Genomic DNA, 13,317 nt, shown 5'->3' with positions numbered 1-13,317 from the left:
GTTTGAATGTCGGGAAGCGCGCTTTCAGCTTCGGATTAAAAAAGTGGGAAAACGCCATATCGAGGTTAATCACCGCCTGCTGCAAGGCGATGGAATCATACGCTTTGAGCCAGGCATACCGGCGGGATTTTTTCGCCACTGACAGTAAGGGTTTGAGGTCTTTACGCGGGCTGAGGTTCACCCCGTGGCGTTGATGAGCGTGCTTCTTGATGTGCAGCGCATTGTTGTACGCGAAACGAACCGCACCGAACTGAGCATTGAGATAATCAGCCTGTTCGGGTGTCGGGTAAATGCGGACTTTGGTGGCTCTTAACATCATCAGCGCTCATGGGGATAGTTTATGTATTTTAACCGCTTTTTTTGTCCATGTCCCCCCCAAGCTGCCAGTGAACGTGATGGTTAATAACCTGAAAGCCCTGCGGGCTTTTCGCCTTATATCACCGCCCGCATTGGGCGAGGGTTTACGGCGGATTTTGCTAAATATTAAATGCATCAGCTTTTCACCATAATATCCGCTCTATACAGTATATAAAAAAGTCCGTTACCTTGGGATTTCAGGCAGTTATTCCTTCGAACCGCTTCGCAAAGTTATTATTTCTGCCTTGGACAGCATCTCTTTATCCTCTATTTTGCCGTTATGTATGGATAGCCAAGGAGCAGCGGATGCTTAATTTATTGATGTAGTCACATGGATGTATCAGAAAAGAGTTGTCCTGGGTGGGAATGGAATTTACACTGCATACTATGGTGTATAATTTATCTACAGTTGTTACCTTTATATTCATTAGTTAATTTTATTTGTCATAAGTTTGTGGCGCAAATTACAGGGGTTACAGCGATGAGGCTTGAACTGCAAAATTTGGATGAAATGTCACCGGCGCAAGAGCGCGCTTTTATGGCTATCTTTGATGCTCAACTGGCAAATGACGATGGTTCAGAGGCGCGTGCTCACCTCAATGCTGGTGAACCAATTTATTATGCGGAGTTTGACACTCCAGCAGGGATGGTTATTAAGGAATATCCAGGTGGCCGTAGGGAGCTGGTTAGCTTTATGAGTGGTACCGAGGAGGTAGTTGAGGTTTTGGAAGAGTGACGCATCGGCCTCAGCTATGGGTTATTGCAGGACCTAATGGAGCTGGCAAATCGACACTGGTTCGACGTCATCTAACTGGCAAGGTTCCTGTAGTAAATCCCGATGATATAGCACGAGAACTCAGCCCGCATAATCCATCACTGAAAAATGCGGAAGCGGGTCGGTTAGCTATCAAACAACGAGCGGTTTTTCTCCAAGAATGCCGCTCATTTGCTGTCGAGACGACTCTCACGGGTAAAGGAGAAATTAAGCTGATGGAGCTGGCTGTTAGTGCCGGTTACAAGGTTAACTTTATTTTCGTCGGTGTTCATGATGTGGGTTTGTCTGCCGCACGAGTGGCGCTTCGTGTAAGAGCGGGAGGGCATAATGTGCCAGTTGTCGATATATTCAGGCGCTATGATTGTTCTATAATTAACCTACCGCTGGCTATGAATATATCAGATAGGGTCTGGATTTTTGATAATAGCAATAAGCGCAGGCAGCTATTGTTGGCTCGGGACCGTGACAGAGTGAAGCAATTGGCCAGTTATTTACCTGAATGGTTTAGGCGTGCAGCCAGTAACGAAATCATTTCTGCTCAGAAATTAAAAAAATCGTAATAGCCTCACGATCAGCCAGAGCCATTGGCTTCCATTCCAACTCTATTATATCCCCTTAAGTAGGGCTGCTTTTTTGGCTGCAAACCGTGCTTTAACTTCCTCATGAGGAACGCAGGGGTGGGGATCATCGATAGCTGCCTGAACTTGCTTACGGAACCATGCATCATAGAGAGCAGCTTCATGTGCTCGCTTCAGCGCTTCCACACGGTCCGGTCGATTTGGTGTGGAGTCATCAATTGTTCCTGTGACCATAAACGTCTTCTTGGTTATTTATATGCGAGTATTTAGAGTAGCATATGCATTTAACTATTAATTGCAATGCAATTAATAGTTAAATGAGTCAGGTTCTCACCATAATTATCGGTTTTGTGCAGTATATGAAAAAGTTCGTTATCTTGGGATTTCAGGAAGTTATTCCTTCGAACCGCTTCGCAAAATTATTACCTTTGCCTTGGACAGCATCTCTTTATCCTCTATTTTGCCGTTATGCATGGATAGCCAGGGAGCAGCGGATGCTTAATTTATTAATATTGGTTCTGTTTATTGTTTTCAGTACACCGATAGTTGCGGCTGAGACATTGAATACAGAGAAAAATTGCCCGGATTGAGCGGGTATTTTTTACATTCTCCGCAGAAGGGGTCTGACGGTTCTAGTTATCTTTCTTCTCTTTGCGGGTTCAGGTGTTCGTTATGATGGCATCGAGGGCTGAGATAATTTCATTTCTGGATGAGGCTACGTTGCATACAAAATCTGATTTGTTGATTTTTTTTGCATCCAGAAACGTTATTGCCGGTGTAAATATATGATAACTATTATTATTAATGACCACCTGAGGGGTGATTCTTTTCTGGTTGAGGCTAATGTCATTTTTAGATACCAGAGGAACAATAATCCTTGTTGTTAAATCATCAAAATAATCATTCTGGATAATAAGGTAAAACGGCCAAAGCCTGTTTGTTTTGGCCGATGGATTACGATACACATCAAATTGCTGTGGCATTACAGGCTCCCGAAAAATTCATCGTCTGTGAGCATTCCAGCTTTCGCCATGAATATGTTCATAGCCTGCATATCTTCTTTCTCTTTCTCTCTCTCATCCTGTTTAGCTTTTATAGCCTGCGCCAGAAGGATATCTAGTGTTGCTGAGAGATTCATGTCCATACTATGGGCTTTATCGACCAGTGAAGCCGTCAGGTACACGTTGGTGCTTCTTTTGGTGCGGTTACGGGGAGAGGTAACGGTATTCATGGTGTTTACTCCTATGCGCAAAGGTATGCGCATAAGTATGATGGGTAACGGAAAAACAATCAAGTATCCTGCTTCTTGAAAGACTTAGAATTTAATTATTAATTGCAATGCAATAAATAGTTAAATGAGTCAGGTTCTCACCATAATTATCGGTTTTGTGCAGTATATGAAAAAGTTCGTTATCTTGGGATTTCAGGAAGTTATTCCTTTGAACCGCTTCGCAAAGTTATTATTTCTGCCTTGGACAGCATCTCTTTATCCTCTATTTTGCCGTTATGCATGGATAGCCAAGGAGCAGCGGATGCTTAATTTATTGATATTGATTCTGTTTATTGTTTTCAGTACACCGATAGTTGCGGCTGAGACATTGAATATAGAGAAAGATTGCCCGGCATGGTCGCAGGATAAATTGCAATATGAAACAAAAAGTCTGATGCAACAGATGGCTCAATGGGATCAACTTTATCGTCAGAAAGGGATCAGCGAGATCGATGACGAAGTTTATGATCAATTAATGGCGGAGCTAATTCATTGGCAGCTTTGTTTGAAACAATCACCTGATTCGAACTTTCCGGTAGAAGTTGTTGCGGATAATAAGCTGGTTCATCCAGTTGCTCATACTGGATTAAATAAACTGAAAGATGAACGGGAAATTAACCGATGGTTGCACGGCAGATTACCTGTCTGGTTACAGCCAAAGATTGATGGCGTGGCGATAACATTGATTTATCAGAATGGGAAACTGGTTTCATTAATCAGCCGGGGCAATGGCGCCGAAGGGGTAAATTGGACAGCAAAAAGCCGACATATTTCCGATATTCCCCAAGAGATAGAAAACGCACCGCCTTATATGGTACCGCCTTATATGGTATTACAAGGGGAGCTTTTTCTGCATAAAGATGGGCATATACAGCAATCTTCCGGCAGTGATGGCGCTCGTAATCGTGTCGCCGGTTTAATGATGCGTAAAGAGCATTCGCCAGAATTAAAGCAAGTCGGTGTGTTTATCTGGAGCTGGCCGGATGGTCCTGTTGATATGGAAAGTAAATTGCGGAAACTGGCGGATATGGGTTTTCCATTAGCGCTTCGCCACAGCCATAAAATAGAGAGGCCAGAACAGGTACAGAAACTACGGATGCATTATTTTGAACAACCCATGCCTTTTGCCACAGACGGTATCGTGCTGAAACAGGAAATTGAACCTAAAGGGAATCAATGGCGGTCTGGCTCTAACAGTTGGGCTGTGGCATGGAAACACCCTTTACGTCATCAGATTACACAAGTCAGGGAAGTGAGCTTTACTATTGGCAGGACGGGCAAGATCTCAGTTGTGCTTGGGCTGGATAAGGTGAAACTAGATGACCGACAAGTCAGCCGAGTCAATATTGGTTCAGTCCGTCGTTGGCGACAGTTAGATGTGTTGCCGGGGGATCGGGTCACTCTCACGCTGGCCGGTCATGGTATCCCGAAATTAGCTCAGGTGGTGTGGCGGATCAAAGAGCGTCAGGATATTCAGCCGCCAGATAAGCAGCGTTATCATGCACTGAGTTGCTTGACGTTAACGGCGGGCTGCGAACAACAGTTTAATGCACGATTGAAATGGCTTGGTGAAAGTTTGCAAATGACAGGCGTCAGTAGTGGTAGTTGGGCAATGTTGACCGAACAGAAGTTAGTCACGGATTTAACCGATTGGTTGGTACTTTCAGTTCAACAAATCGCGGCCTTACCGGGCATTGGAGATAAACGAGCTCAGGCCATTTATTCACAATTCAGCAAGGCAAAAAATCAGCCTTTTTCCTATTGGATGAAAGGGATTGGAGTACCTTATATGGATAAGTTGTCTGACGATGTTGATCACTGGCGGCAAATGGAGCAGAAATTAGCCGGATCACAGTTAAAACAGCAACTCACTCGCGGGCAATTGAAAAAGTTGTCTGATTTTGTCAATGACACGCAGGTTAAAGCAATTGCAGAGAAACTGTCAGTGGCTGGTATCAAGGGGTTTGATCGAGAAAACGGGGTTGGGCCGAACCCCGTTGGTATGACTCAGTGATCAGAATGTTCATAATTAAAGACAGGTAATCCAAGGCGGTAGCGGATAGCAACCAATCTTGCTGTCAAACCTACGATTAGGGTAATCAGTACAATGCCATCCTGCGGTAATGGCGTGTGTTGTAAGCCAATATATAACCAGGCGGCGGTAAAAGAGACGCCGGCATAAATCTCTTTCTGGAAAACTAACGGGATGGTGTTACACAGCATATCGCGTAACACGCCACCGAAAACACCGGTGATAACCGCTGCGATGGAGGCGATGATTGGGCCATAGTTCATATCCAAGGCAATTTGTGCGCCGAGAATGGAGAAAACAATCAAGCCAATGGCATCAAGGATAAGAAACAGGCGGCGTAAATGCTTCATCATGGGGGCAACCCAAGTGGTTATTACAGCGGCACAGGCGACGGTGACGATATATTCAGGGTGTTTAACCCAACCTAGAGGGTAGTGCCCCAGAAGTATATCCCGAACGGAGCCGCCGCCAATGGCGGTGACCGAAGCAATAATAATCACGCCGAACATGTCCATTTTACGGCGGCCCGCAGCTAAAGCGCCGGTCATCGCTTCGGCAGTAATACCAATGATATAAAGAACACTTAGTAACATAGGTTATTCGATGTGCATAACGTAAAAAGGTAAGAGTAATGTCGAAGTGGTAAAGTCTCGACTGAAATTTTTTAGTTCCATCCATTTCGGATTAATATTATTTATCCGAAAAAACCTGATGTAAGGATAATAAAATGGCCTTTCAGGAACGGCAAATCACGTTTGATAATCGCAGCCACCAGCTTACCAATATTAATGTCTGGACGCCAGACAGCCAGTGGTTAGCTTATGATGTGCGTCCTTATGGCGCTTCTTTTACCGGTTTAACGATAGAAAAAATTCATGTACACAGTGGCAAAACAGAAATTATCTATCAGGCTAAAGAGGGGACTCATGTTGGCGTGGTGACCGTCAGCCCAACAGAACCTGTCCGGTATGCGTTTATTCATGGGCCAGAATTCCCAGATGAGCAATGGCATTACGATTTTCATCACCGGCGAGGGGTGATTGTCAGCGAAGATTTACCGGGAAAAGCGGTCACCCTGGATGCGATGGATATTACTGCTCCTTATACGCCGGGAGCGCTGCGCGGAGGCAGCCACGTTCATGTATTCAGCCCGGATAGTAGCCGTCTGAGTTTTACTTATAACGACCATGTTATGCATGAACTTGATCCAGCGCTGGATTTACGCAATATCGCCGTGGCTGTGCCTCTCAAATCAGTTGAGCCACCTAAACATCATCCCCGTGAATATGATGGTAGCTATTTCTCCGTTGTAGTCAGTCGTACCACTTTTCAGCCGGAGCCGGGTAGTGATGAGATTAACCGTGCTTATGAAGAGTGTTGGGTCGGCCAAGCTGGATATCGTAAAGCGGATGGAAATTGGCAGCGTTGGGCGTTGGCATTTATTGGCGATACTATTTCTGCGACAGGGGAAAAAGTACCGGAAGTTTATATCGTTGATCTACCTGAACAGGATGCTGATTATGCCGTAGCAGGGGAAAAGCCACTGCAAGGGACGGAAACAACATTACCTGCACCGCCTGCTAATATCATGCAGCGTCGTCTGACATTGACCAATCATAGGCGTTGGCCGGGGGTAGCGAATAATCCACGCCACTGGTTGCGGGCTTCACCGGATGGTGGGCAGATTGGTTTTCTGATGAAAGATGATAATGGCATTGTGCAACTGTGGACAATATCGCCAAATGGCGGCGAACCGCGTCAGATAACTCAGAGTCATTATGGTATTCAATCTGCTTTCAGTTGGGATCGAAGCGGTCAATATGTTGCTTTCATTTGTGATAACAGTGTGATGTTGTGTGATGTCAACAATGGTCAAATGCAGCGTCTGACAGAGCGTACAGAAAAAGCCCCTGCCGCGGATGCGGTTGTGATTTCACCGGATAACCATCATGTTGCCTTTATGCGTGAAGTTGATGGCTATATGCAAATTTTCCTGGTGGAAACAGGACTGAAATAAATATATTTGCCGCCAGTTCACTTGCTGCTGGTGGCAATAAATAAACCGGAACGGATTATCAATTAATTGTTTTTGGTTTGATGTTGTGCTTTTTCTATTTTTTCAATTCGCTCTTTTGGTGAACTGGCTGATTGATCTTCGTCAGATTTTATATAGTCATAAGGTAATAACAGAGTATCTAATAGCGCGGAAAAGGGCAGATCGATCGCGAGTAGTGGTTTCATTACCCAGCCTGTATCTTGATCTTTTAACATTTCAATGTCAGTTTTAGCGCCGGGATAATAACCGCGGCTAGGCCCGGAATGTGTCATGATGCTGGTACACCCGCTGATTAACAGCCATCCTAATGTGACGCAAAATAGAATTAGTTTATTACTCTTCATCGGTTCTATCGATCTCGTATAGCTAAGCCGCTGAAATAGTTCGCCCTTGAGTAAGTTTGTTGGGTGATCTTTATTTCCCCAAATTTATCCAAATCCCTTAATGAAGGGTTTTGACATCAATCACTATAATCACGTCACGCAACGTTGACCATAGTGTTGAGATCAAAAAGTCGTGAATTTTTTATGTAACAGGATTTTTTTCTGTATTTTAATTAGTAAAAAGTAATGTAAGTCATCATAATGATCTGAATAGTCTATAACTTAAATATTTTTTAAGTATATGCCCAATGGATTTCAAGATGCATCGCGATGGCGAGTGAGTATCGCCAACAAAGAGGCAACTTGAAAGATAACGGGTATAGAAGTACGTTTTTACTTTGACTGCCATTAAACGCACAAAAACCCGCCTATTCAGGGCATTGGATTTAGAAATTTCTGATTGAATAGAGGTTGCTTAAGGAGAGCAGGCAAGCAAGGAGTGTTTCTTTCTCTTCTTATGCACAAAGCATTCTACAAATTCTGAGAATAATTATGTAAAGTCCTCGTTGTCATTTAGCTCCTGCATTTCCGAGCAGGAGCTTTTTTACTATATTTATTACGATTGATGATTACATTATTGATTTGATTATATTGATTTCAGGCGGCTTGCTGATGCGCTAATTTAATTTCTTCCGCCAGAATCGCAATCCCTTTGGCAATACTTTCCGGATCAGGAACATAATTCATACGCATGCATTCATGAGTATGCGGCCAATCTTGTTCCAGTCCGGGGAAGAAATAGTGACCTGGAACCATTAACACACCCCGTTTTTTCAATCTGTGATAAAGCATTTCTGTGGTTATCGGTAGATTTTTAAACCACAACCACAGAAAAATAGCGCCTTCTGGTTTATGGATAAGGCAAAGTTCTGCCGGCAGATAACGACGGATAATCTGAATCACGTCTTGAACCCGTTGTTGATAAAACGGGCGGATAACTTCCTGTGACAAACGAAGCAGGTCATTGCGCCGGATCATTTCCAATGCCATTGCGGGACCCACACCGCCCGGCGCAAGGCTGATGATGCCATTCATGTTACTGACGGCATTGATGATTTTCTCGTTAGCGATAATGATTCCGCAGCGTGAACCCGGCAACCCTAATTTGGATAAACTCATGCACAGAATAATGTTGGGGTTCCACAATGGCGTAGCTTCGCTAAAAATAATACTTGGGAATGGCACGCCATAAGCATTATCAATGAGTAATGGAATCTGGTGTTGTTGAGCCAGACAATCTAGCCGTTGTAACTCTTCATCAGTGATGACGTTACCCGTTGGGTTGGTTGGGCGAGAAACACAGATCAGGCCAATATCTTCGGTAATATTGAGATGGTCAAAATCAACATGATATTTGAATTGGCCTTCTGGCAATAACTCAATATTGGGTTTATTGGCAACAAATAAGCCTTCGTCCAGCCCTGAGTCAGAATAACCAATATATTCCGGTGCTAGTGGAAACAGTACTTTGCGGACAGTGCCATCTTCTCCGCGCCCAGCCAGCAGATTAAATAGATAGAAGAATGCACTTTGGCTGCCATTGGTCAGGGCAATATTTTGTGTGCCAATCTCCCAACCCAATTTTTCGCGCAACATCTCTGCCAATGCTTGAATCAATGTATCCTTTCCTTGAGGCCCATCATAGTTGCATAGCGTGTCAGTGAGTTGGCCGTTGGCGACCATCTCTGTCAGTAGTTGCTGAAAATAGTCATCCATTTCTGGAATGTGCGCCGGGTTGCCGCCGCCTAGCATAATTGCTCCGGGCGTCCTCAACCCTTGATTAAGGTCATTCATCAGGCGGGTGATGCCTGCATCTTGTGTGAACTTGTTACCAAATTGAGAAAAAATCATAGCCGCGTTCGTTGTCGGTGTGTTATTGGGATTAAGAGACATAACACCATACTCCGCGCACTATTGGGGTGCAATCTGGAAAATTATGACTATTAGTTATTTAATATTGCGTTTAATTTAGCATTTAAAATAAAGAACTGAATGTTTGGTTAATATCCAGCTTTATTATTCATTTTAATCTTAAGTGCGATAGTAATTCACTGAATTTATTTTCTACATAAACAGTTTATTATATGGTCATTGACCAAACCGGTAGCTTGCATGAATGCGTAGCAGGTGGTGCCGCCGATGAATTTGAATCCTCTCTTTTTCAGCGCTTGCGATAACGCCTCTGAAATCTCGGTCTTTACCGGTACCTCTGTGATCGTTTCCCACTGATTAATAATGGGTTTGTTATCAACGAAGCGCCAGATAAAAGCGCTGAATTCTTCTCCTTGTTGCCGCATTTTAAGATAGGCTCGCGCATTGCTGATAATCGCGTTGATTTTGGCGCGGTTACGGACAATCGAGGGATCAAGCATCAGCCGTTCTACATCGTTTTCATTCATGACAGCAATTTTTACCGGATCAAATTGGTGAAAGCATTTACGATAACCTTCACGTTTTTTCAGAATAGTTAGCCATGACAGCCCAGATTGCTGCCCTTCCAGACAGATCATTTCAAACAACTTTTGGCTATCTTTTTGGGGTTTTCCCCATTCATTGTCATGGTAAGCCAAATATTCCGGGTCAGAGGTAACCCAATGGCAGCGTATTAATTCCATAGTTGAGATTTCCAATATGAGTGGTTGATAATTGACAGTACCTTAACTGTATAAATATACAAGTAAAATAACTCGATTAAGATTTTTTTATTTCAAGGTGAAATTAAGAGCGAATTCAGGGCTGTATATCTTAAGGTCAAAGGGTATACTGACCAACTTCCTTTCAAATTCATATGTATCGCGTGCGGATCTAACATGCAAAAGTTTGATACCAAGACCTTTCAGGGGCTGATCCTGACATTACAGGATTATTGGGCGCGCCAGGGCTGTACCATTGTCCAACCACTGGACATGGAAGTTGGCGCGGGTACTTCTCATCCAATAACTTGCTTGCGTGCGCTTGGCCCGGAGCCAATTGCCGCCGCTTATGTGCAACCTTCCCGTCGTCCGACGGATGGCCGTTATGGTGAAAACCCTAACCGTTTGCAACATTACTATCAGTTTCAGGTCATTATTAAACCATCCCCAGACAATATTCAGGAGTTATATCTAGGTTCTCTGAAGGAGTTAGGATTAGACCCAACAGTTCATGACATCCGTTTTGTTGAAGATAACTGGGAAAACCCAACATTGGGCGCTTGGGGATTGGGTTGGGAAGTGTGGCTTAACGGGATGGAAGTGACTCAGTTTACTTACTTCCAACAGGTAGGCGGCCTTGAGTGTAAGCCTGTCACCGGTGAGATTACCTACGGTCTTGAGCGTCTGGCAATGTATATCCAGGGCGTAGACAGCGTTTATGATCTGGTTTGGTGCGATGGCCCGCTGGGTAAAACCACTTATGGCGATATTTATCACCAAAATGAAGTAGAACAATCCACCTATAACTTTGAGCATGCTGATATCGATTTCCTGTTTACCTGTTTCGAACAATATGAAAAAGAGGCTCAGGACCTGCTGGCGTTAGAAACGCCGCTACCGTTGCCAGCTTATGAACGTATTCTCAAAGCAGGTCATACCTTCAACTTGCTGGATGCCCGTAAAGCTATCTCGGTGACTGAACGTCAGCGTTATATCCTGCGTATCCGCACCCTGACCAAAGCTGTTGCCGAAGCTTATTATGCCTCCCGTGAGGCGCTAGGCTTCCCTATGTGTAACAAGAATCAGAACTAAGAGGCTGTCATGACTCAACAGACTTTCCTGGTGGAAATCGGCACAGAAGAGTTGCCGCCGAAGGCTCTTCGTTCATTGGCTGAATCATTTGCTGCTAATTTTGCGGCAGAGTTGGATAACGCGAATTTGGCGTATGGTGAAGTAAGCTGGTTTGCAACGCCGCGCCGTCTGGCGCTGAAAGTTGCTAATCTGGATGAGGCGCAAGCTGATCGTGAAGTAGAAAAACGTGGTCCGGCGATTGCTCAAGCATTTGATGCTGAGGGTAAACCGACAAAAGCGGCAGAAGGTTGGGCTCGCGGTTGTGGTATCACGGCGGCTCAGGCTGAACGTTTAGTGACAGATAAAGGCGAATGGCTATTGTATCGCGCGCTGGTAAAAGGCCGACGTGCAACAGAGCTATTGTCGGGTATGGTCAGTCACGCGCTGAGTAAGTTGCCAATTCCTAAACTGATGCGTTGGAGCGATAAAGAGACTCAGTTTGTTCGTCCAGTTCATACCGTTACCATGTTGTTTGGCGATGAACTGATTGAAGGCGAAATTCTGGGTATTAAATCCGCGCGTGTCATTCGTGGCCACCGCTTTATGGGTGACTCTGAATTTACGATTGATAATGCAGAACAGTATCCCGCGATTTTGCAGCAACGCGGTAAAGTGATGGCAGATTATACAATCCGTAAGGCACTCATTAAGCAGGATGTAGAACAGGCTGCGATTAAGTTGGGCGGTATTGCTGATATCAGTGACAGCCTGCTGGAAGAAGTCACTTCATTGGTTGAATGGCCGGTTGTGCTGACAGCGAAATTTGAAGAGAAATTCCTTGCCGTGCCGTCAGAAGCGTTGGTTTACACCATGAAAGGCGACCAAAAATACTTCCCGGTTTACGACAATGCCGGCAAGCTGATGGCAAACTTTATTTTTGTCGCCAACATTGACTCTTCTGATCCACAGCAAATCATTGACGGTAACGAAAAGGTGGTTCGTCCACGTTTAGCTGACGCGGAATTTTTCTTTAAGACGGATCGTAAACAGCGTCTGGAAGACAATCTACCTCGTCTGGAAACCGTGCTGTTTCAGAAACAACTTGGTACTTTGCGTGATAAAACCGATCGTATTCAGGCGCTGGCTGGTTGGATTGCAGAGAAAATCGGCGCTGATGTGAATCATGCTGCCCGTGCTGGTTTGCTGTCCAAATGTGACTTGATGACCAACATGGTATTTGAGTTCACCGATACGCAGGGTGTGATGGGAATGCATTACGCCCGTCATGACGGTGAAGCAGAGGATGTCGCTCTGGCATTGAATGAGCAGTATCAACCGCGTTTTGCCGGTGATGAACTGCCTTCTACCGGCGTTTCTTGTGCGTTAGCGATCGCTGACAAAATGGATACTCTGGCGGGTATTTTTGGCATTGGTCAGCATCCGAAAGGTGATAAAGATCCATTTGCGCTACGTCGTGCAGCGTTGGGCGCTCTGCGTATTATCGTTGAGAAAAAACTGCCGCTGGATTTGCAGACATTGACAGAAGAAGCGGTTCGTCTGTATGGCGACAAGCTAACGAATGCCAAGGTTACGGATGACGTGGTTGAGTTTATGCTTGGCCGTTTCCGCGCCTGGTATCAGGAGCAGGGCTACAGCATTGATACCATTCAAGCAGTGTTGGCGCGTCGTCCAACACAACCTGCTGATTTCGATGCTCGTGTTAAAGCAGTGACTCACTTCCGTACACTGGATGAAGCCGCAGCATTAGCCGCCGCGAATAAGCGTGTTTCTAACATTCTGGCGAAGTCAGAAGAGACATTGAACGAGAAAGTAGATGTTTCTGCGCTGAAAGCGCCGGAAGAGGTGAAACTGGCAACACATCTGGTGGCTTTACAGGATAAGTTGGCACCTTTATTTGCTCAAGGATGCTATCAGGAAGCGCTGGTTGAGTTGGCATCTTTGCGTGAAGTTGTCGATGCTTTCTTTGACAACGTGATGGTGATGGATGAAGACTTACAGGTGCGAATAAATCGCTTAACCCTGTTAAGTGAATTGCGTGACCTGTTCCTGAGAGTTGCTGATATTTCGTTACTGCAATAGTAATCTGAAATAGTCAATTCCGGCTGTTGTGAAATGCGATAGCCGGAACTTAATACCTTTAA

General features: G+C 44.8%; 15 protein-coding genes. 7 read left to right on the top strand and 8 right to left on the bottom strand.

Annotated elements, in window-relative coordinates:
• Positions 1-316, bottom strand: a 316-nt coding sequence (locus EAE92_RS21015) for a helix-turn-helix domain-containing protein (RefSeq protein ID WP_214069472.1), incomplete at its 3' end; no start/stop codon positions are given.
• Positions 317-838: 522 nt separating this feature from the next.
• On the opposite strand from EAE92_RS21015, the gene EAE92_RS21010 reads away from it, so the two are divergent.
• On the top strand, positions 839-1,093 hold the full coding sequence (locus EAE92_RS21010) for a hypothetical protein (protein ID WP_214069471.1): 255 nt from the start codon (positions 839-841) through the stop codon (positions 1,091-1,093).
• Positions 1,090-1,692 carry an ATPase gene (locus tag EAE92_RS21005; protein ID WP_214069470.1) on the top strand — a complete coding sequence of 201 codons (603 nt, stop codon included), beginning with the start codon at positions 1,090-1,092 and terminating at the stop codon, positions 1,690-1,692. The genes EAE92_RS21010 and EAE92_RS21005 overlap by 4 nt, the downstream gene beginning before the upstream one ends.
• Positions 1,693-1,737: 45 nt before the next feature.
• Here the strand turns inward: EAE92_RS21005 and EAE92_RS21000 are convergent, their stop codons facing one another.
• Complete coding sequence (locus EAE92_RS21000; RefSeq protein ID WP_214069476.1) at positions 1,738-1,944, bottom strand: antitoxin PaaA2 family protein; 207 nt, start codon at positions 1,942-1,944, stop codon at positions 1,738-1,740.
• 125 nt (positions 1,945-2,069) lie between these two features.
• On the opposite strand from EAE92_RS21000, the gene EAE92_RS20995 reads away from it, so the two are divergent.
• Entirely contained in the window at positions 2,070-2,300 is a 231-nt protein-coding gene (locus tag EAE92_RS20995; protein ID WP_214069469.1) for a hypothetical protein, read from the top strand.
• Positions 2,301-2,369: 69 nt separating this feature from the next.
• Here EAE92_RS20995 and EAE92_RS20990 read toward each other — a convergent pair whose 3' ends face one another.
• Positions 2,370-2,693, bottom strand: a complete 324-nt coding sequence (locus EAE92_RS20990) for a CcdB family protein (protein ID WP_065392322.1) — start codon at positions 2,691-2,693, stop codon at positions 2,370-2,372.
• A complete protein-coding gene (locus tag EAE92_RS20985) occupies positions 2,693-2,941 on the bottom strand; it encodes a type II toxin-antitoxin system CcdA family antitoxin (protein WP_082302660.1) in 249 nt (82 codons plus the stop codon). The genes EAE92_RS20990 and EAE92_RS20985 overlap by 1 nt, the downstream gene beginning before the upstream one ends.
• Before the next feature lie 166 nt (positions 2,942-3,107).
• On the opposite strand from EAE92_RS20985, the gene ligB reads away from it, so the two are divergent.
• Positions 3,108-4,994 carry an NAD-dependent DNA ligase LigB gene (gene ligB / locus EAE92_RS20980; protein WP_246545327.1) on the top strand — a complete coding sequence of 629 codons (1,887 nt, stop codon included), beginning with the start codon at positions 3,108-3,110 and terminating at the stop codon, positions 4,992-4,994.
• Here ligB and EAE92_RS20975 read toward each other — a convergent pair.
• Positions 4,988-5,605 carry a trimeric intracellular cation channel family protein gene (locus EAE92_RS20975; protein ID WP_065392319.1) on the bottom strand — a complete coding sequence of 206 codons (618 nt, stop codon included), beginning with the start codon at positions 5,603-5,605 and terminating at the stop codon, positions 4,988-4,990. The two genes, ligB and EAE92_RS20975, sit on opposite strands and share 7 nt — an antisense overlap.
• A 134-nt stretch (positions 5,606-5,739) precedes the next feature.
• Here EAE92_RS20975 and EAE92_RS20970 point away from each other — a divergent pair, with 134 nt between their 5' ends.
• On the top strand, positions 5,740-7,029 hold the full coding sequence (locus tag EAE92_RS20970) for a YidR family protein (RefSeq protein ID WP_214069468.1): 1,290 nt from the start codon (positions 5,740-5,742) through the stop codon (positions 7,027-7,029).
• Positions 7,030-7,091: 62 nt separating this feature from the next.
• Here EAE92_RS20970 and EAE92_RS20965 read toward each other — a convergent pair whose 3' ends face one another.
• From EAE92_RS20965 to EAE92_RS20955, 3 genes are all read right to left on the bottom strand, one after another.
• Complete coding sequence (locus EAE92_RS20965) at positions 7,092-7,412, bottom strand: YceK/YidQ family lipoprotein (RefSeq protein WP_036779848.1); 321 nt, start codon at positions 7,410-7,412, stop codon at positions 7,092-7,094.
• A 636-nt stretch (positions 7,413-8,048) separates the two neighbouring features.
• Positions 8,049-9,302, bottom strand: a complete 1,254-nt coding sequence (locus EAE92_RS20960) for a valine--pyruvate transaminase (RefSeq protein WP_214069474.1) — start codon at positions 9,300-9,302, stop codon at positions 8,049-8,051.
• 206 nt (positions 9,303-9,508) lie between these two features.
• The gene (locus EAE92_RS20955) at positions 9,509-10,066 is read right to left on the bottom strand and encodes a DNA-3-methyladenine glycosylase I (protein WP_214069467.1); all 558 of its coding nucleotides are present in this window, start codon (positions 10,064-10,066) and stop codon (positions 9,509-9,511) included.
• A gap of 195 nt (positions 10,067-10,261) precedes the next feature.
• On the opposite strand from EAE92_RS20955, the gene glyQ reads away from it, so the two are divergent.
• Positions 10,262-11,176, top strand: a complete 915-nt coding sequence (gene glyQ / locus EAE92_RS20950) for a glycine--tRNA ligase subunit alpha (protein ID WP_036814305.1) — start codon at positions 10,262-10,264, stop codon at positions 11,174-11,176.
• 9 nt (positions 11,177-11,185) lie between these two features.
• Positions 11,186-13,255 carry a glycine--tRNA ligase subunit beta gene (gene glyS, locus EAE92_RS20945; protein WP_214069466.1) on the top strand — a complete coding sequence of 690 codons (2,070 nt, stop codon included), beginning with the start codon at positions 11,186-11,188 and terminating at the stop codon, positions 13,253-13,255.
• Positions 13,256-13,317 lie beyond the last annotated feature (62 nt).

It is taken from the genome of Photorhabdus hainanensis (assembly GCF_018448965.1).
Taxonomy (GTDB): domain Bacteria; phylum Pseudomonadota; class Gammaproteobacteria; order Enterobacterales; family Enterobacteriaceae; genus Photorhabdus; species Photorhabdus akhurstii.
The sequence above is the reverse complement of the archived record's forward strand: the minus strand, read 5'-3'. Positions and strand labels throughout refer to the sequence as shown.

What these genes read in the sequence shown, in the direction of transcription:
- EAE92_RS20990 (WP_065392322.1), bottom strand. Translation starts at nt 2,693, where the DNA reads ATGCCACAGCAATTTGATGTGTATCGTAATCCATCGGCCAAAACAAAC.
- glyQ (WP_036814305.1), top strand. Translation starts at nt 10,262, where the DNA reads ATGCAAAAGTTTGATACCAAGACCTTTCAGGGGCTGATCCTGACATTA.
- EAE92_RS20970 (WP_214069468.1), top strand. Translation starts at nt 5,740, where the DNA reads ATGGCCTTTCAGGAACGGCAAATCACGTTTGATAATCGCAGCCACCAG.
- ligB (WP_246545327.1), top strand. Translation starts at nt 3,108, where the DNA reads ATGAAAAAGTTCGTTATCTTGGGATTTCAGGAAGTTATTCCTTTGAAC.
- EAE92_RS20975 (WP_065392319.1), bottom strand. Translation starts at nt 5,605, where the DNA reads ATGTTACTAAGTGTTCTTTATATCATTGGTATTACTGCCGAAGCGATG.
- EAE92_RS21000 (WP_214069476.1), bottom strand. Translation starts at nt 1,944, where the DNA reads ATGGTCACAGGAACAATTGATGACTCCACACCAAATCGACCGGACCGT.
- EAE92_RS20965 (WP_036779848.1), bottom strand. Translation starts at nt 7,412, where the DNA reads ATGAAGAGTAATAAACTAATTCTATTTTGCGTCACATTAGGATGGCTG.
- EAE92_RS20960 (WP_214069474.1), bottom strand. Translation starts at nt 9,302, where the DNA reads ATGATTTTTTCTCAATTTGGTAACAAGTTCACACAAGATGCAGGCATC.
- EAE92_RS20955 (WP_214069467.1), bottom strand. Translation starts at nt 10,066, where the DNA reads ATGGAATTAATACGCTGCCATTGGGTTACCTCTGACCCGGAATATTTG.
- EAE92_RS20995 (WP_214069469.1), top strand. Translation starts at nt 2,070, where the DNA reads ATGAAAAAGTTCGTTATCTTGGGATTTCAGGAAGTTATTCCTTCGAAC.
- EAE92_RS20985 (WP_082302660.1), bottom strand. Translation starts at nt 2,941, where the DNA reads ATGAATACCGTTACCTCTCCCCGTAACCGCACCAAAAGAAGCACCAAC.
- EAE92_RS21010 (WP_214069471.1), top strand. Translation starts at nt 839, where the DNA reads ATGAGGCTTGAACTGCAAAATTTGGATGAAATGTCACCGGCGCAAGAG.
- glyS (WP_214069466.1), top strand. Translation starts at nt 11,186, where the DNA reads ATGACTCAACAGACTTTCCTGGTGGAAATCGGCACAGAAGAGTTGCCG.